This is a genomic window from Clostridium sp. AF27-2AA (genome assembly GCF_003478505.1).
In the GTDB taxonomy this organism is placed as follows: Bacteria; Bacillota; Clostridia; order Lachnospirales; family Lachnospiraceae; genus Brotaphodocola.
In genome coordinates, this window is the sequence record NZ_QUFI01000002.1 from 172,141 (window position 1) to 191,675 (window position 19,535).

A 19,535-nucleotide genomic window follows, 5' to 3' on the forward strand; every position below is an offset into this window, starting at 1 on the left:
GCTCCGGCTGTATGCTTATTCTTGTGTGCCGCCAGCCGTCTCACGCTGTTTTGCGGCACGCTCCGCTGCTTCTTTTCGCAGCTCCTTTAATTCAATCTTACCACTCGCGTTCATGGGAAATTTTTCAAACCAGAATACATAGGCCGGAACCTTGTAATCTGCCAGATGCTGTTTTAAATAGGAAAGCATCCGTTCTTTATCGATCTGCACTCCCGGCTTCGGAATCACACAGGCTGCGATTTCTTCCTGAAGGACCTGTGCCGGAACTCCTACTACCTTGACATCCGCCACGCCCTCATAACGGCGGATCGCAAGCTCAATCTCCCGCGGAGAAATATTTTCTCCCGCACGGATGATCATCTCTTTGAGGCGTCCGGTAATATGAAGCTCACCCGTTTCGTCAAAGTAGCCGATATCTCCGGTTCTCAGCCATCCATCCTCTGTGAAAACTTTGGCATTGGCCTGCGGCAGATGATAATACCCCAGCATGACATTATAGCCCTGGACCTGAATCTCTCCGGCCTTCCCCGGTGCTGCTTCTTTCCCGGTTGCAAGATCCGCGATACGCGCCTTCACATGTTCAATCACATGTCCGGCCGATACCGCCTTGATTTCATTTGGATCATCCCAGTCTGCAATGGCAATACATGGTGATGTTTCTGTCTGTCCGTAGGACGGCTGCAGATGCATCTGCGGAAACCGTCTGCAGATTTCCAGAAAATCCTCCGGGGTACACGGTGAGCCTGCAATGATGCCGGATCTCAGATCTGGTGCCTGACGTCCCGCGTACTGCGGTTTGCGGATCAATGCGAGAAACATGCTCGGAACACCGTTTAAGATCGTACATTTGTACTGATCAATGGCGTCCCACACATGGGCTGTCCGAAAATACGGGATCAGGCACATTGCCATGCCGCCTGTGATACAGGCAATCACGCCGGCAGTGATGCCGAAGCAGTGAAACAGCGGAACGGTTATGCACATCTTATCCGCGACACTCCAGTGCATCGCCTCCACCATGGCACGGCTGTTGTTGAGCAGCTGCTCATGGCTCAGCAGGATTCCCTTTGGAAGGGATGTGGTGCCGGACGTAAAGATCATGCAGGCCGCGTCCTCCGGCTGCACCTGGCTTTTCAGTTCCTGTACACGGACCAGAACCTCCGGTGACTTTTCCCGGCGGCCGAAGCTGTCCGGGCTCATCCAGGTTCCTGCTTCCTTTTCATCCAGATGAAGGAAGCGCTTTACCTTCGGCGTATCCTTTCGGATGTCCGCGATCACATCGTCATAGACGATATCCTTGCATCCAGCGCCGCAGAACACATATTCCACATCGGAGTAATTCAGGATTCCCTTCAGTTCTTCATCCCGGTAACAGGTGTTGATCAGGACCGGAACCGCTCCGATCTTCACCAGCGCAAGAAAAGTAAATACCCAGTTCGGACTGTTGACACTCCAGATTCCCACATGGGTTCCCCGGGTGACTCCCATATCCTCCAGTCTGCCTGCCATAAGATCGGAAGTCTCATCCAGCTGCGCAAAGCTGCAGCTCCAGCCAAACATTTCCATGGCGGTATGATCTCCGATCACGGCTGTCTGTTCCCTCAGATACTGCCCGATTGTTTTTTTCGTCAATTCCATGTTCTCTCCAACTTGTATACAAGTTATTGCCGCATAGAGGGCTGCGTGGCTTCTGCGCCCGCGCAGCCCTGTTTCCTTATTCTGTATCTAAGGAACACTCTTTATGCTTTTTTCGGATCTTCCCAGATATAAAGAGTTCCGTTTGCTTTCAGTGCATCAATCTGCTCTTCATTATAACCGATTTCCTTCAGAACATCAACACCCTGCTCACCGATCAACGGTCCACGTCTGTAATCTGGAACACCCATATTTTCAAACTTGACAGGGGTACGAACCAGTCTTCTGGTATTGCCATTGGAATAGGTCATATCGTAGAAGCAGTTATTGGCTTCTGCCTGCTTATCGTTACGGATCTCGATCCAGTTCTGGCACAGCGCGAACGGAATATCTGCTGCAGTCAGGATTTCTTTCCACTCTGCTGCGGTCTTCTTTTCGAAAGCTTCCATAACAATATCATAAACTTCCGTAGTCAGACCCTTTTCCTGACAGGTCAGGATCGGGAAGTAATTCTCATTCTCTACCAGATCCTCACGGCCAACTGCTGCAATGAATTTCTTGTAGTAGGTGTTGTAATCCGGCATACAGGTCTGGATATAACGGTCATCTGCGGTATGCCATGCGGAGTTGAACGGGTTAGCACCATTGCGGATATTGATCGGATACTGCTGCGCAATACCTTCATAGTTGGATGCCTGAACCATCATGCCCATGTTGTATACAGCACTCTCAAACAGGGAGGTCTCAACCTTCTCACCGACACCCTTGGTCTTAGCCTGATATAATGCAGCCAGAATACCGGCTACCAGGTTCATACCTACGTTGTGGTCACCGACACCAGGCGCACCGTTGAACGGGACATCGCTTCTCTGACGCAGAGTCTCAAAGTATCCGCCTCTTGCAAAGAATGCGGTAAAGTCAAATCCCGGAAGATCCTTATCCGGACCATACTCACCATAACCGGTACAGATTGCATAAACCAGCTTCGGATATCTTTCCTTTAAGCTCTCATAGTCAAGACCTGCTCTCTGCAGTGCCTGCACACGCCAGTTGGTGATCAGGACATCTGCGGAATCCAGCAGCTTGAAGAATGCCTCCTTGCCCTCCGGAGTTTTCATGTTCAGGGAGATACATCTCTTATTACCATTTTCCAGATCCCAGGTTGTATTCTCATACATATCCAACGGACGTCCCTCAGACGGAGCGGTATATCTTAACGGATCACCCTTTGCGGACTCAATTTTAATAACATCTGCTCCAAGGTCAGCCATAAATCTGCCTGCGGTTGCCGCAGCGATAAAGGTTGCCAGTTCAATAACTTTTACACCTTCCAATGGTTTGCTCATTTTATGTTACACTCCTTTTTGAAAAATATAATGTTCCTAACAGATTCAGTCTTTGGTATCGAACTTGGTAGCTGCCATATGTACCAGATACGGGATCATGATAACCGGAATGGTTAAATAGCCCAGGTACTTGTAGCCTACTGCCACAATCTTATTCAGGCCAAGCTGCGCAATACCGAATGCTACTACAGTGCAGATCAGGGTAACAACGATAACCTTTACACCCGGTTTTGCAGTCGGATCAAAGTTTTTGTCCAGAGAAGAACATACACGGTTGGACATACCAGCGATCATGTTTACCGCAGTAGATACAGAACCAAGTACGATCAGGATGGAAATGATCGGACGAAGCACGCCCGGTGCCACACCTCTGTTTACCAGAATCAGCAGCGGAATGCTCTCGGTTGCGAAGTTCGGATCATTTGCGATTGCCATCAGACCAACAACAGCCATCAGGCAAATCAGAACGTTTACGAAAAATCCCTGAACCATAGAGGTCTTCGCGTCATCCGGAGATGCGAACGGTTTTGCGTGCTGTACTAACAGACCGATGGATGCCAGCTGGAAGGCTGCATATACGAAGCCGATCCACAGTGCCTTGCCAAACGGTGCCGGATTTGCCATGCTCGCGGAAATGTTTGCGGAAATATCACCCCACTGTGCGATGATATTCGGAATATAAACGATCAACAGTCCCGCAACAATCAGTACCGATAAAGTAGCAGCCACTTTACGTACTACGTTGGTGCCATATACAGCTACCGCAAAAATAAAGATTCCTACAAAGATCGTTCCAACCCAGTGATTAATGCCAAATGCACTTTCCATAGTGCTGACACCGGTTGCGAATGCTGCTGCCGGAGCTACGCATATCGTCACAATATATACCAGCTCATACAGATTGGAAAAAATCGGCGCATACTTGCCATAAAAACTGTTATTGAAGCTTCTGTAATCATAAACCTCATGCTTCTTTGCATATCTCAGTGCATACCACTGGAAAAATGCACCCAGGAATTGAGTCATAATGCAGGTTACGAATGCCCAGATTCCGAACTGTACGAAATACTGACGAAGCTGGTTGCCTGATGCAAAACCGCCGCCGAACTGTGTCGTAAACCACACAAATGCAACACCTACTGTTACGGACATTTTGTCTTTACTAATCATAATGCCATCCCCCTATTTTTTTCTGCAGATCCTGTTCTATGAAAGGCTTCCCGCCTGACATAGTTCCCACAGTTTCTTTTATATCGCAAAGCGGACGATTCCGGCCCGCCTCTCGATCAACATTTTGTTACAGCATTTCCTTGAACGCCTGGATCATGGTGGCTGCCTGCTCGTAGTTTACCATCTGGCGGTCAACCTCGATATTTAAGTTCAGGAGACCTGCCTGCTCGCATGCTCTCTTGATCGGAACGTAATCAAACTCCTCCGGATCACAGAACTTGGTCATCAGAACGATGATGCCCTTTGCGTCATGGGCCTTTGCCTGCTCAATGATATAATCCACACGTTTCTTTTCCTTATCATAAAGGAGTGTGCAGTTGTCCATGTTTGCGAATTTTTGTGCCAGTGCGTCTACCGGATTCGTCATTTCCGGGGTATCGGTACGATACTGTCTGGTCTCGTTCGCAACATCATCTGCAACAATCTGGATGCCGTTGTCGTCGAAAATCTTTAACATGCCAGGAGCATCTGCCAGAATGCCGCTTACCAGAACACGGGCTGTGCGGGTGCTCTTCGGACCGGCTAAGAGCTCAGCAGTCAGTTCTTTTACAATTGCGGTATGCTCTTCCGGAAGCATGAACCATGCGCTCTTGAATACATCGCTTCTCTCGGCTGCGGTGATGTCTGCGTTTGCTGCTGCCTCGGAGAATGCTCTCATGGCTGCGTTGTGCTCGTTGTATACTTTAATGGACTCAACCAGAGCGAACTCGGAGAACTGTGCTCCGGTTGCAACAGTCAGGTCATTGATGACTCTCTCATAACCAGCCTTGGTGAATTTGATGCCGAAGTCCGGTTTCCGGTTCTGCGGATAGGTCATCGGGATGAACGGGATATCCTTTACTGCGTATTTCCAGTTCTGGCCCAGAGTTTTTAAGGAGTCACACAGAGACGGAATGATAATAGCGGAAATACCTTTGTACTCTCCCTTGATTCCCAGCTCCAGGATTGTCTGCATGATAGAGCAGATAAATGCCGGATAATATTTCTTTGCCTCGTTGATCTCCATGTCTGCGCCCCAGACACCCATCGGTACCAGGCCCATGGAATGAACGATCTCCTGTGGTGTATAATAGGTTACTGCAACGACCTTCTTACCTTCAGCCAGATATTTGTCCAGCTGTTTTCTCGGATTTGCAGCAACTTCATGAAGCTGTGCTAATAATTCCTTTGCTGCCATCTCTATTTCCCTCCTTTGTTTGCTTCCATGATCTCTGTCAGGCCCTGTACGCGGGTATCGTACTGTGCCTCAGAGAAGTTTCTCGGATCAGCCTGGTCGCCATCGAAGGAAACAACCGGGATGCCGCATGCCTCGCCGATCTGACGGCTCATCTCCGGCATGAATCCGGACCACAGCTTGCAGGAGCGGTTGGTATGTACTAACAGACCTTCTACATGGTTATCCTTGCAGAGCCTGATACGTTTGTCTCTGGCATGCTCAAGGTTCATGGCATTCGGAACGTTTGCGTATGCACGGCACATTCCGTCAAAGTCATCGTAGATGAAGCCGAATGCGTCAGCATAAATAGTGGTTACCATGTTGATGCCTCTGCTCTTTAAGCCGGTAGAGGTAACACGCAGCCACGGCCAGCATGCGATGCCCTCGAACATGATACGGTATTTCTCTTCTGCGCGGAAGGTGGAAACGCCTTTCTCATGGTTCTCTTTGTACTCTTTTAACAGGGTCTCCATAGCATCGCCTGCTTCTTCTTTACCACGGGCGGTAACCATAACTGCCATGTGGTTTAACAGGTCAAAGCCATTGAACGGGGACGGAACATATTTTGCCTGGGAGGTTGCCTCGATCCATGCGCGGCTTGCGCGTCCGGAGGAAGCCATAACCTCTTTGAAGCGCTCATCGCTCCATTTCTTGCCGGTGTATGCTTCCAGACCATGAATGACATCCCAGAACTGAGCCTTGATGTACTCGGTCTCCGCATCGGATACCTCGTAATCCGGGTTGAACGGAATATCGATCATGAACATCGGGATATTCAGCTCTTTTGCCAGGTTTTCGTACCATTTGATCATACAGTTACAGATGTTGTTACAGCAAAGTACGAAGTCCGGCATCGGCATATCCTGCTCCGGAGCGGATTTCAGTTTTGCATAAGCAAGGGAGATACGTGCATATGCGCAGATATCGTTGGAGTAGCCCTCGCCCTCTGCCTCATTACACATTCTCTCACCGCCGCCTCTTGCTGCAATGCCGGCTGCCTGGTTTTCCGGGTAGCAGACATACAGTCCGAGCGTCTCCGGGATTTCTACCGGGAAGTTGCTGGCACACCAGCCAACCATCTCTCCGCGTTTTTTGGCCTCCATCGCATCACTGTAAGCCTTTGCCGCGATCTGGCCCAGCTTAAACTTTGCTGAGTTCGGATCTGGTGCTGGTCTGCTCTTTTTTACTTCTTCAGCCATTGTGAAAAACCTCCTTTATACATTTTCATTTCCTAAACTTAAATAGGTTCTGGCCGTCCGCACGTCACTTGCGGCGTCTGTCCGGTCTGTATCAGCTCGCGTCCTCCGCAAAGGAACACGGTAAGCTTTCTGTTTGATCTATGACTGGCTGCTCTTTCCGTATGCGTAAATTGCTGCGCCGAGAGCTCCAAGTTCCTGTGCCCGCTTGTCGTAGTAGATTTCCACGCCAAGCTCCTTTGCCATGGCATTGCGGACACCGCCGTTCTGCGCCACGCCGCCGCTCATGCAGACCTCCTCGCGGATGCCTACACGCTTTGCCAGAGATGCAACCCTGGTTGCCACAGACTGGCAGATACCTGCTACCAGATCCGGGATATCAGTTCCGGATGCCAGCTGGGAAATTACCTCGGACTCTGCGAATACCGTGCAGGTGCTGGAGATGCTTGCCGGCTTTACTGCTTTTGCGGCTTCGGTTTCCAGCTGGGAAATATCAAGCTTCAGGATATTTGCCATAACATCCAGGAATCTGCCGGTTCCTGCCGCGCATTTGTCATTCATAACAAAGTTAATCATGCGTCCCTCTTCATTCAGAGAAAGAACCTTGGCATCCTGGCCTCCTATATCGATTACTGTTCTTGCGCCCGGACAAACATAGTGGACACCCAGCGCGTGACAGGTCAGCTCACTGACCTGATAATCTGCCCCATCATAGGTCTGGCGTCCGTATCCGGTTGCCACGGTGCATGCCATATCTGCCTGCGTAAGACCGCTTTCTTTCATTACATTTTCCAGTGCCTTGCTGACTCCGTCTGTTCCGACGGTAGCTACCACAATGGAGGAGGCCACGATTTCGCTTCCATCCTTCAGGATCACTGCCTTGGATGTAGTAGAGCCAATATCAATTCCCAGTGTATACATAACTGACACCTCTTCGAAATTTTTAACTGTTATTTCTATGTTTCTTTGCAGTTGTTAAAAATTAAACAAGTTTGAGCAAATAAAAACGGCGTCTTGCTTGTGTTTCACACTTTGGTATTCTAGTATACAAGATAAACGCCAAAAAAATTTGTTGTACGATTCCTCAATATCGCCAACAAACAGCTCAACTCATGACCTTATAGTATCAAATTTATCAATGAATGTAAATAGTTTCTTTGCATTTTTTGTGTTTTTTACCGAGATTTTATTTGCACACCATTTCTTTCGTTTTTTAGTTTACATAAATCATGCATTTTTTGTTTATTTTTAAACACTCTCAAATCCCTGTCAATTGTCTGAACACCAAGAAAGAGACGGAAATATGCGCTTCTTTGCATATTCCGTCTCTTCCTTTCTATAATGGATCGGATCAACCATTCCTGAAATAGGTCGGATACTTGGCCGTAGCCCTGTCCGCAATGGCTGTGATCGTTTCCAGATGCCTTCCCATGCATTCCTGAACTTTCTGGATGTTCCCTTCCACAATAGCCTCAACTATCTTTTTGTGTTCCTCGATCAGCTGCGGCACACGATTATCGAAAGCCACATCAAAGTTGCGCCAGCGCGCGAGGTGCAGCATCAGGCTATCCAACATGCGCATCATGGCGCTGCGTCCTACACTGTCGATCATAATCTTATGGAATTCGGCATCCAGATCCGGAAAACGGCCAAAGTAATCGGCCTCATCCCTGTATTTCTCCTGTTCCTTCAGATTCGCTTCCAGCCGCTTAAGCATCTGGCTGCGCTCTGCTTCGCCCAGTTCGGTAAAAATCTCATAGAGGACTTCCTTTTCCACCGCTGTACGCAGTGTCAGAAGATCCGCGATATGGCTTAAATCCATGAGACTGACATAGGTACCCCGCTGCGGATAAATCTCAATAAAGCCAAGCTGCTTAAGACGCGTAAACACAGTGCGGATGACCGAGCGGGACACTCCGTACTCCGCAGACATCTGATTCTCGCTGATCAGCTGTCCAGGCTCCAGGCGCAGCTGGATGATCCGGTTCAGCATCTGTTCAAAAATTTCATCTGACGTATTCGGATGACTCTCACCAGACTTTGCGTAAATCATACTCTTTCCTCCCCGCTGCTCTTATTTTACACAATTTTACGCCAGAATCAATCCGCTGTCAACCGCGGGCCAAAAGCAATTTAAAGAGTATTCACGAAAGGTCCGAAACAGGCCGGGGTAGTATCCGGGTTCGTCTGAATGATCTCGGCCGCCTGTTTTTTCAGTTCTCCCAGCATAACCTTCCCGCTTGCATTCATAGGGAATGCTTCCATACGCACGATGTGTGCCGGCAGCTTATAATACGCCAGATGCTTCTCCATATGTGTCATAAGGCCCGCATTGCCAATGGTCATTCCTTCCTCCGGGATGATACAGGCCACGATCATCTCCTGCAGAACCTCTGTCGGAAGACCGATCACCTTCACATCACGGATGCCCGGGTAATGCCAGATCACCTGCTCAATTTCCCGCGGAGAAATATTCTCTCCACCCCGAATGATCATTTCTTTTATGCGGCCTGTGATATACAGAAAATTCCGTCCGTCCAGATGTCCCATATCGCCGGTATGGAGCCATCCGTCCGCGTCAATGGTCTTTGCCGTTTCTTCCGGCAGATGATAATAGCCCTGCATGACATTGTAGCCACGCACGCAGATTTCTCCGTCTTCCCCTGTTTGCAGGCGGGCTCCGTCCGGCGCCAGGATCCGTACCTCGCAGTGGCGCAGTACCCGTCCTGCCGTTGTGGCACGCTCTGTCTCCGAATCTCCCACATCACTGATGCTGACGCAGGGTGCGGTTTCCGTCTGTCCGTAAGATGCATGAAGGAGCAGTCCCGGAATTTCCCTGCGAATGGCATCATATTCTTCCTCACTGACCGGCGAGCCGGCAATGATGCCGTTTCGCAGGCTGCTTAAGTCATAGTCCTTATGGGCCGGATTCCTGGTGATAGCCAGGAACATGGACGGCACACCGTTTAACACCGTACAGTGATGCTTCTGTACCGTCTGCAGCACAGTTATGGTCTTATAATACTCCACCGTATGCATGCAGCAGCCGGTATGGATACTGGTCAGCAGACTGGCCGTTAAGCCAAAACAGTGAAACAAAGGAACGGCAATCATCATCTTATCGGATTCTTCCCAGCCCATATGGCCGCAGATTTCCAGCGCGCTGTTCACCAGACTGTAATGACTCAGCATAACCCCCTTTGGCATTGCCGTTGTTCCCGAGGTAAACAGGATAGCTGCCGTATCCTCCGGCCCCACCCTCCGGATATAGCCGCCAATCTCCCGTGTCACCTTTTTCATGCGCTCCGCGAAAACAAAGCTTTTTTCTGTCATCCACTGTCTTGCGGTATCCCGGCCAATGTAGATCCAGCGCTTCACCGTTCCCTCTAACTTCGGCGTGAGCTGTGCCACCATGTCCTCGTAAACTAGCTTTTTGTAGCCTTCTCCATAATACACAAACTCTACATCCGCATAGCGGAGCACCTGCTCCAGTTCCTCTGTGCTGTAGCAGGTATTCAGAAGGACCGGAACTGCCCCAATCTTGCTCAGGGCCAGAAATACAATGATCCAGTTGGGTGAGTTGGTACTCCAGATCCCCACATGGGTGCCTTTTCTGATTCCACAGGAAAGCATTCTTCCTACCATATAATCACTCAGCGTATCAAGATCCTTCCAGGTATAGCGCTGCTCATCTGCCTCTAGCGCGATACGGTCCGCGCTTTCCCTGACCCGGTTTCTGAGACATTCCGCAATTGTCTTTTTAATCAGCCTCATAACAAACAACTCCTTGCATACTTGTCGACAAGTTTTTTCTGTTAATAACTTAACACCTTTCAGGCTGATTTGCAAATATTTTTTTCGTACTCACGGACTTTCGTCAATACTGCTGATTTTCATTTTGGGCCTTTGTCTATTTTTAGTGGTAGATAAAATATTCCTGTGCCACCTTTTCGCGAATGTAGCGCAGACGGTTCGTGGTGTTTAAGTGCAGATGCAGGATCTCGTGGGCTTCTTTCGTCTGATTCTTCATCAGCGCATTCATCAGTGCAGTATGCTCCTTTATAATTTCTGCCTGCCTTCCGGTTCTGACCACATCAAAGTTTCTCCAGCGCCGGAAATGAATATAATCTTCCCGGATGATCTCCATCACATCCTTCTTTCCCACTGCGTCCAGAAGACATCCATGAAATTCATTGTCCAGGGCATAAAACGCATCCATATCAATGTTCTCCGATATGGCCGCCCGCTGACGTTCAATACAGTCCTTCATGGCTTTCCCCATCCGTTCCCGGACCTCCTGTGATTCAAACTGCAGAAGTCGGGTTGCCTCCTGCTCCACCGACTCCCGGATAAACAGGATCAGCTCCACTGCCTTCATGTCAATCAGGCTCACAAATGTCCCCCTCTGGGGATACACAGTCAGAAGTGTCCGTTCCTTTAACCGGCTGATGGCGGTCCGGATGATATGCCGGGATACCCCGTACTGTTTGCAAAGCTCATTCTCACTGATCTTATATCCCGGCAGATACACCAGTTTCTCTATTTTATTGCATAAATCCTCATAAATTTCTTCGCTGCTCATGGTTTCCTGCAGTATCATAATTCCCTTCTCTCTTGCTCTCTGGATTTTTGGTTCATATATACGAATATTCTGTTATTTCTATCACAATTATAACAGATTTCCATTTTTTTCTTTCGCTTACCCCAGAATCATTGCCCAGACCGGGATGGATATCAGGGAAAGCAGGGTTGAAATAACGATACATTTGGTAGCAAAGGTATAATCACAGCCGTATTTTGCTGCCAGAATCGCGGAGGTACTGCCAGCAGGCATACCCGTGATCAGCAGGCAGACGCCGGTCAGGAACGGATCAATTCCAGCCAGTCGGCATCCTGCAAGCAGCAGCGCCGGCAGAATTACCAGACGCAGTGCCGAGATAAACAGGGTATTGCGATCCAACATACTGCGCAAAGACATTCCGGAGAACATCATGCCAATCAGCACCATGGTCATGGCTGTGGTACAGCCGCCGGCAGATCGTACCCCTTTATCCAGCGCGCCAAGAAGTACCTTTACAAGATCCGGCACCAGCGGAATCCCGCAGTTTAATACAGCATTATACCCCTGATTTAACGGTGCCTGGAAGATCATCAGTCCCAACCCGATATAGACAGCCACAATGCATGGATGCACAACCAGCTTTTTCACCACGCTCTTCATGTCCGGACTCTCCGTGAAGCAGGCAATGCCAGCGGACCACATCATGACACGCATCGGAATAATGAAGATGGACGCGTACATCATGCCCTCTGCGCCATAAATTCCCTGCGCGATCGGCAGTCCCAGGAAACCGGAATTGGAAACGATCGTGCAATACTGCATGACACGCTTTACTTCCTTCGGCTTATGATTATAAAGAATCTTGCTGAGAATATAGCATACCAGCTGAACCAGCAAGGAAATTGCCAGTACAACCGCAAATTTTCTTAAAATATCCAGATTAAATTCCATTCTGAAAGAATTGATGATATTGCAGGGCAGAAAAAAATACAGCACCAGATCTGTCAGAATTGCTTTTGCGTCATCCTTCAAAATCCCCGTGCTCTTTAAGATTGCTCCGGCTGCCACCAGAAAAAACATCATGACCTGCAAAGTCCATAAATTACTGATGTCCATTGTGTCTCTCCCATCTTCCGTCCATTCTATAAATGTGGCCGGTCACTTGCTGACCGGCCACACAGCGAAACCTGAATTTTTCAGCTTCCGTAATATTTATTTCATCTGCATGCCTACACGGATCATGCGGAAGGTTCTGTCTGCAGCGTTTGCGTAAAGCTCCTCCGCGCGCTCCAGAGCCTCTTCGATATCCATAGCACCGTTGATGGTCGGAACAATACTTTCTACGCCAAACTCATAGATTTTCTCTGCTCCATCGCCCATTCCGCCTACAATGGCAACTGCCGGAACGCCCTTTGCCTTACAGCGCATACCGATGCCGCTCGGTACCTTACCGAATGCAGACTGCCAGTCAATGCGGCCCTCGCCGGTTACAACCAGATCCGTGCCCTCTAACAGGCCATCAAAATCAATCAGATCCAGCACGGTTTCGATACCGGACTTTAAGTTTGCCTTTAAGTAACCGCACAGAGCTGCGCCCAGTCCGCCGGCCGCGCCTGCGCCTGCCTGGTTTTCTACATCCATGCCCTTCTCACGCATGAGTGCTGCGTATTTCTTCATGCCTGCCTCCAGACGGTCCAGGATCTCCGGAGTGCCGCCCTTCTGCTTGCCAAAGGTGTAGGTTGCGCCGTCCGGTCCGGTTAACGGGTTGGTTACGTCGCACATAACCGTAATCTCAGCTTCTGCTACTGCCGGATGCAGACCGCTCATATCAATATCAGCAACCTTCTCCAGATCAGAGCCAACGCCTGTCAGCACATTACCCTCTGCGTCCAGGAAACGAACGCCCAGCGCGCTCATAGCGCCCATGCCGCCATCGTTGGTAGCGCTTCCGCCAATTGCGATAGAAAGCTTGCGGTAACCGTGATCCAGAGCATCCTTAATCAGCTCTCCGGTGCCGTAGGTGGTGGTATTTAACGGATTTCTCTTCTCAGTCGGAACCATCGGAAGTCCGGAAGCTGCTGCCATCTCGATGATAGCAGAGTCACCATGGAACACACCGTAGGAAGCCTCGGTCTCCTCCATGAGCGGTCCGTGTACCTTTACCTTGCGGTAATCACCCTTGGTAACAGCAATAACAGCGTCAACGGTACCCTCACCGCCGTCCGCAACCGGAACACCAACTGTCTCGCAGCCCGGGAAAATGCGCTGTGCGGACTCATTTAACAGTTTAATGATCTGGTCAGAAGATAACGTTCCCTTGAAAGAATCGGAAGCAAACAGTAATTTCATAAAGCCCTCCTTATATAGTGGAATCTCTTATTTATGATTGTAATCGAAAACGGACCGGCATTCCAGAAGAATCGCCGGTCCATCATCAATGCCGTAATGGTATTCTGTTCTGTATTCAGTTGAAATTAGAGCAGGCCAGCCTTGGTCATCTCAGCTTTGATCTTGTCTAATACCGGTCCCTCCGGAGTAGCCAGGTTCGGAGTATACGGAACACCGATGTTGCGGCCGCGTAAGTTAGCCATATCCTTTGCTGCTACCGGGAAGCTTGCGCCGTCCATGGACAGACGTACCGGATTTAATTTGAACTGAGCCTCAAGGGAACCCTGAAGATCACCTGCAACATATTTGTTGTATACATCGGTGATCAGCTCCGGCATAAAGTTTGCTGCGGTACATACACCACCAACTGCGCCGTGGCACATAGAAGCGTACAGCAGGGTATCCTTGCCGCCGAATACCTTGAAGTCTACGTCTCTGTTTCTGCGGATGAACTCAGAGGTCTGGGTGATATCACCGCTGGTATCTTTCATACCAACAATGTTCGGAACCTCATGAGCCAGTCTCTCAACCAGGTTAGCAGACAGGGTGTAGCCTACACGGCCCGGGTTATTGTAAAGCAGTACCGGAGTCTCCGGGATTGCGTCTGCGATTGCTTTGAAGTGAGTGAACAGCTCGGTCTCAGTTGGCTTTAAGAACATCGGCTGCAGAACAGATACGCTTGCTGCGCCGTTTGCTACTGCCATCTTTGCAAGACGAACGCACTTTTTGGTGCTGATAGCGCCGATACCGAAGTATACCGGAACACGTCCAGCGGCCTGATCTACAACGATCTTTAAGCCTCTCTCCATCTCGTCCTCTTCTACTACATAGAACTCACCGTTGCTGCCGAATAACAGGATGCCGCTTACACCGCCATCGATTACATAATCAACCTGGCTACGGATCGCAGCCTCGTCGATCAGCTCATCTTTGTCGATCGGGGTGATCATCGGGACAACTACGCCCTTAATAAAATCTGTATTCATACTATCTCCTTCCAGCGCACATGACGCCTTATCTGACACACTGCTGCCCACGGACCCGTAAGCAGCAGTGTATGATAACTTATTTTATATGATTGATGCGTTAAACTTATTTAACGATGCTGGTACCAGAAATCTTCTCGTAGTACTTGACGATGCTGGAGTGATCGTCTTTGTCGCATCCCTCAGATCTTAAGAACTGCATGATCTCCATCATCTCAGCGGTTAACGGAGCCGGAGAGCTGATTGCGTGAGCTGCGTTCAGAGCGTTGTTCAGGTCTTTGATGTGAAGCTCGATACGGAAGCCCGGCTTGTAGTTGCCTGCTAACATCATCGGCGCCTTAGCATCCATAACGGTAGATCCAGCCAGACCACCGCGGATTGCCTGGTATACTAACTCAGGATCGGTGCCAGCTTTCTTAGCGAAGGTCAGAGCCTCAGCTACAGCTGCGATGTTGATAGCTACTACCATCTGGTTAGCCAGCTTAGCTACGTTACCGGAACCAAGGTCACCAACGTAAACTACAGAACCAGCCATAACCATCAGCATGTCATAGTACTTGTCGAACAGCTCTTTCTTACCGCCGCACATAACGGAAAGGGTACCGTCGATTGCTTTCGGCTCACCACCGGATACCGGGCAGTCCAGCATGTCAATGCCGTGCTTAGCCAGCTCAGCGCCGATTGCCTTGCTCTCGGTTGGGTCGATGGAGCTCATGTCGATTACAACAAGACCCTCTTTTGCACCCTCAACAACACCGTTCTCGCCCAGAACTGCTGCTCTTACGTGCGGGGAGTTCGGAACCATGGTGATAACAACGTCAACCTGAGCTGCCAGGTCCTTGTTGCTCTCTGCTGCGGTTGCGCCGCAGTCTACCAGTTCTTTTACTGCATCTTTATTGAAATCGAAAACAACCAGCTCGTGACCTGCTTTAACCAGGTTCTTTGCCATCGGTTTTCCCATGATACCTAATCCGATAAATCCAATCTTCATTTTGAATTCCTCTCTTTCTTTAAAAAAGTAAAACTTCTTTTGGTTTCCCTGACAGGAGTTTTGCCTTGTGGCTCTCTCGCTATCAGCTTATGTCTGCATTATAATCAAACGGCCTGCCGCAAACAATAGGCAGAATGTCCAAATTCAAAGTTTAAAATGATGCAAATGTGATATTTTTGCATTTTTGTTTCATGTTCATTGCAATTCATTTCATTTTCAAATCATTTATCATTCATTCACACAATTCATCTGCAATTTCCGCTGCTTTTTGATCGTATTTTCTCATCAGTCTTTTTCAATTCCGTACTTCTTCATGTGGCGCCACAGCGTTGCCTTGCTGATTCCCATGGCCTGGGCGGTTTTTTCCCGGCTTCCGCTGAACTTGTGCAGCAGTTCCCGGATTTTTACCGCCTCGTCCGGCAGAACTGCCAGTTCCTTTTTCGCAGTTCCTTCTGCCTCTGCTGCCGCGCTGTCTGTGCCGTTTCCAGTGAGACGCTCCGGGTACAGCTCTTCCAGAAGCCTTCGCACTGCAACCTCATCAATAGAACGCTTTCCTGCCATCAGGATCAGACGCTCGCAAAAGCTCTCGATCTGGAACAGATTGCCCTTCCATGGGTAATCCAACATCACTTCCATGGCGCCTTTCGTCAGCACATGATAACGGGAGTAATGCTCACAGCAGTCGTGAATAGTGTCCTCGATCTTTTCCAGTAAATCTTCCCGCCGTTCCCTGAGCGGCGGCACAAACAATTCCAGGCCGGACAGCAGATAATAAAGATCCGGACTGATCTTTCGCTCTGCCATCAGCTCGGAGAGCGGACAGCCGATGGTCACCATGACCCGCACGTCTACTTTTCGCAGGCTCGCGATATCCGCGCCATGGCAGACCCGGAAACGAATGAGCTGATACAGGCGGTACTGATTGGCCGCCGTCAGTTCCTCCACATCCCGAAGAAGCAGCGTTCCACCCTCTACCTGCAGCACGGCACCGCGGTTTCCAAAGATCATATTTTTCTGTTCCTCTCCGGACAGTCCCTCACAGGGAACATCAAGGAAGGGGCCCTGGGCACGGATGCTGCTGTTGTGAATGCTCTCCGCCAGCATCCGTTTCTCCGTTCCCGGTTCTCCGATCAGCACCACCGGATGCTCCGACAACGCATACAGATTGGCCTTTCGGATACACTCCTGCATGGCCGTGGATTTCTGCAGAATATCTTCAAACTGTACCAAAGGCGGCAAGGCCCGGCTATTCTCCCTTTTCTGGGTCATGCGGGATTTCTCCGGCGCCACCGTTTTTTTCTTCATTTTATGGCAGGTGACAATTGCCCCATCCGCCCGGGATTCGTAAAGAACCGGAGCAAGCACGGCAAAAATCGGTGTTCCGCCCCATTCAAAGAACAGAGAGTAATCCTCGCCTTTTTCAAAGACCCGCTTCCATGCCTCTTCTCCGATCATGGGAGCGGCCTTCCGGATATTTTCTCCCTTCAGCTCTTCTTCTTTTTTTCCGATCATGTCTTCCATCAATGGATTGACTGCCGTGATCACACCATTTCCATCCAGACGGATGACACCGCTGTAAGAATAATCCAGCAGAGTTTCCAGCTGAGCTGCAGTCTTCTTCTCTACATTCATGGCATATTCCATGTTTTCTGCCGTAGAGAAAGCCTGACGCATGGAATCCTCTGTCATGGAAAGGAAGAGGGAAGGTACTCCCGCCTCCGTCGCAATCGAAACTGCCGTATCGCCGCCGATCACCACATCCGCGCCCTCGGAAATAGCCCGGCGCACAACCACAGGAAGCTCAGCCCCCTGATCCGCGAAGTAGGTTTTCAGCTCAATGTTATAAAGTTCATCGAAATAAGACATATCGCAGAACATATTGCGGAAACCAACCACTGCAACCACCGGCTTTTCCTTTCCGGCAATCTGCTTCGCACGCATGATAAGAAGCGCCATCTCCTGCGCCGTCAGAACAATCTCAACTACCGGCGTGTCGGTATATTGCTTGATGATGGATGCTTGCAGGCCGCGGGCAATGATGATTGTCGCCCCGTCCGCAATGGATCGGCGTGCCTCCATAACCGTATCCCCGGTATGAATCACCCGCATTTCCTGAATCTCAAATTTTTTCTCCTGCAAAATGTTATGGGCCTGGTGGATCATCTCCTCCCTGGACACCAGAAGTGCTATTTTCCCCACGCGTTTTCCTCTCTTTCAAAATATGCCGCCACGCCGTGTACGGCGGGCGGCATATTTTTACTGCTGCTCTTTGATATTCTTTGATACAGTAATCTCCTGATTATCGATGTGCTCACGGATGGCCTTTTTTGCCTCTGCCACATGTCTGGAGCGGATTGCTTTCAGAATGTAGTCATGCTCCACCACCAGAATCTGGCGCTTGTCTGCATCCTTGATGTACTCCAGGCGGTAGCGGTACATCTGCTCACGCAGATTGTTTAAGATCTGAACCAGGCGGTTGTTGCCGGTTCCGTTGTAAATAATATCATGGTAATGCTCATCGGTCTCTGCGATGGTCATGGCATCGGCACTCTGGATTGCACTGCGGAATGCTTCCTGTGCTTCTTCCAGCTCTTTGATGTCATCCTCGGTCATACGCTGGCAGGCAAGCTCAATGGCAAGTTCTTCCAGCGAGCGGCGTACCTCCAGCACATCACGCAGGCTCTTCTCGGAAATCTTCGCAACCTCAGCGCCCTTACGCGGAATCATGAGCACCAGGCCCTCCAGCTCGAGCTTGCGGATTGCTTCACGGATCGGGGTACGGCTGACGCCCAGACGGTCTGCAAGCTGGATTTCCATCAGACGCTCGCCTGGTTCCAGCTCACCCTTTAAGATAGCCTGACGCAGGGTGTTGAACACGACATCGCGCAGCGGAAGATATTCATTCATATTTACCTTAAGCTTGTTTTCCATGATTTTTCTCCTCTTTCTGATTGTAAAAATTCGTTAAATAAACCTGTTTGGCCAGTTCTGCTGACTCGCCATAGCGCAGCTCCTCATAAGCTTCCTGCGCAGCCTTGGGATTCGTGAAAAGTCCGAACACAGTTGGGCCGCTTCCGCTCATCAGGGAACCGATGGCTCCAAATTCCAGCATTTTATCTTTAATCTCCTGAATCACCGGATATTCCTTTACGGTAACAGTCTCCAGCACATTGCCCAGTTTTCCGGCAATTTCTCTCAGGTCCTGGTCTTTGATGGCCTGGATCATGCCGTCAATGTCCGGATGCTGTTGCGGACGCAGGTCATTGGCATGTAGATTTTCATATACAAATTTCGTAGAAACATTGATTCCCGGCTTTGCCACCAGCACCTGACACTGGGGAACTGCCGGCAGTTTGGTCAGCACCTCACCGATGCCTTCAGAAAGAGCGGTTCCTCTTAAGATACAGTAGGGAACATCCGCGCCGATCTTCACGCCGCGCTCCATGAGCTGTTCTGTACTCAGGCCAAGACGAAACATCTTGTTCACGCCAAACAGAACGGCTGCCGCGTCACTACTGCCTCCCGCCATACCGGCCGCTACTGGAATGAATTTGCGCAGGCGGATCTGAATTCCTTCCTGAACCTGAAATTCATCCATCAGAAGCTTTGCCGCTTTATACACCAGATTATTTTCATTGGTAGGAAGGTAATACAGGTTCGTTTCTACTTCAATACCCGGTTCTTCCTTCCGCACCAGATCCACACGGTCAAAAATACCGACGGTCTGCATGATCATGCGCACATCGTGATAACCGTCTTCACGTCTGCGCAGTACATCCAGTCCCAGATTGATCTTGCCGTATGCCTTAAGGCTCAAATGCTTTATCATTGTTTTTCTCCGATTGTATTTCCGCATTACTTTGTATACAGTATATTATAGTGCGGGTTCTTAAAATCTGCAAGATATTTTGGCATTCTTTTCGGTTTTGTAACATTTCGACAAAAGTATGTTAAGATCACGCAAAAAAATATAATTGACAATCAAA

The 19,535-nt window shown here is 49.6% G+C and carries 15 protein-coding genes and 1 pseudogene; all 16 read right to left on the bottom strand.

Going from position 1 to position 19,535, the window contains the following annotated elements; all coding sequences use genetic code 11:
* Positions 1-15: 15 nt before the first annotated feature.
* Positions 16-1,638 (bottom strand): AMP-binding protein, encoded by a 1,623-nt coding sequence (locus DWY84_RS02440; protein WP_118530529.1) that lies wholly within the window; start codon positions 1,636-1,638, stop codon positions 16-18.
* 101 nt (positions 1,639-1,739) lie between these two features.
* Positions 1,740-2,981, bottom strand: coding sequence for a CaiB/BaiF CoA-transferase family protein (locus DWY84_RS02445; protein ID WP_118530531.1), 1,242 nt, complete (start codon positions 2,979-2,981; stop codon positions 1,740-1,742).
* A gap of 45 nt (positions 2,982-3,026) precedes the next feature.
* Positions 3,027-4,151 carry a hypothetical protein gene (locus DWY84_RS02450; protein WP_118530533.1) on the bottom strand — a complete coding sequence of 375 codons (1,125 nt, stop codon included), beginning with the start codon at positions 4,149-4,151 and terminating at the stop codon, positions 3,027-3,029.
* Between the two features lie 127 nt (positions 4,152-4,278).
* Positions 4,279-5,388: a 2-hydroxyacyl-CoA dehydratase family protein gene (locus DWY84_RS02455; protein WP_118530535.1), complete on the bottom strand. Its 1,110-nt coding sequence runs from the start codon at positions 5,386-5,388 to the stop codon at positions 4,279-4,281.
* A 2-nt stretch (positions 5,389-5,390) separates the two neighbouring features.
* Entirely contained in the window at positions 5,391-6,626 is a 1,236-nt protein-coding gene (locus tag DWY84_RS02460) for a 2-hydroxyacyl-CoA dehydratase family protein (protein WP_118530537.1), read from the bottom strand.
* Positions 6,627-6,764: 138 nt separating this feature from the next.
* A complete protein-coding gene (locus DWY84_RS02465) occupies positions 6,765-7,544 on the bottom strand; it encodes an acyl-CoA dehydratase activase (protein WP_118530539.1) in 780 nt (259 codons plus the stop codon).
* Positions 7,545-7,974: 430 nt separating this feature from the next.
* Positions 7,975-8,676, bottom strand: coding sequence for a GntR family transcriptional regulator (locus tag DWY84_RS02470; RefSeq protein WP_118530541.1), 702 nt, complete (start codon positions 8,674-8,676; stop codon positions 7,975-7,977).
* 80 nt (positions 8,677-8,756) lie between these two features.
* Complete coding sequence (locus DWY84_RS02475) at positions 8,757-10,397, bottom strand: AMP-binding protein (RefSeq protein ID WP_118530543.1); 1,641 nt, start codon at positions 10,395-10,397, stop codon at positions 8,757-8,759.
* Positions 10,398-10,539: 142 nt separating this feature from the next.
* Complete coding sequence (locus DWY84_RS02480) at positions 10,540-11,223, bottom strand: GntR family transcriptional regulator (RefSeq protein WP_118530545.1); 684 nt, start codon at positions 11,221-11,223, stop codon at positions 10,540-10,542.
* 99 nt (positions 11,224-11,322) lie between these two features.
* Positions 11,323-12,300 carry an AEC family transporter gene (locus DWY84_RS02485; RefSeq protein WP_118530547.1) on the bottom strand — a complete coding sequence of 326 codons (978 nt, stop codon included), beginning with the start codon at positions 12,298-12,300 and terminating at the stop codon, positions 11,323-11,325.
* A 96-nt stretch (positions 12,301-12,396) separates the two neighbouring features.
* Complete coding sequence (locus tag DWY84_RS02490; protein WP_118530549.1) at positions 12,397-13,533, bottom strand: glycerate kinase; 1,137 nt, start codon at positions 13,531-13,533, stop codon at positions 12,397-12,399.
* Between the two features lie 125 nt (positions 13,534-13,658).
* On the bottom strand, positions 13,659-14,558 hold the full coding sequence (locus tag DWY84_RS02495; protein WP_118530551.1) for a dihydrodipicolinate synthase family protein: 900 nt from the start codon (positions 14,556-14,558) through the stop codon (positions 13,659-13,661).
* Positions 14,559-14,664: 106 nt separating this feature from the next.
* Positions 14,665-15,567 (bottom strand): annotated as a pseudogene (gene garR, locus DWY84_RS02500) (2-hydroxy-3-oxopropionate reductase); the annotation flags it as partial.
* 267 nt (positions 15,568-15,834) lie between these two features.
* Entirely contained in the window at positions 15,835-17,748 is a 1,914-nt protein-coding gene (locus DWY84_RS02505; protein ID WP_118530555.1) for a PrpR N-terminal domain-containing protein, read from the bottom strand.
* Positions 17,749-17,805: 57 nt separating this feature from the next.
* On the bottom strand, positions 17,806-18,480 hold the full coding sequence (locus tag DWY84_RS02510) for a GntR family transcriptional regulator (protein WP_118530557.1): 675 nt from the start codon (positions 18,478-18,480) through the stop codon (positions 17,806-17,808).
* Positions 18,464-19,378: a 4-(cytidine 5'-diphospho)-2-C-methyl-D-erythritol kinase gene (gene ispE, locus DWY84_RS02515; protein ID WP_118530559.1), complete on the bottom strand. Its 915-nt coding sequence runs from the start codon at positions 19,376-19,378 to the stop codon at positions 18,464-18,466. The genes DWY84_RS02510 and ispE overlap by 17 nt, the downstream gene beginning before the upstream one ends.
* Between the last annotated feature and the right edge of the window lie 157 nt (positions 19,379-19,535).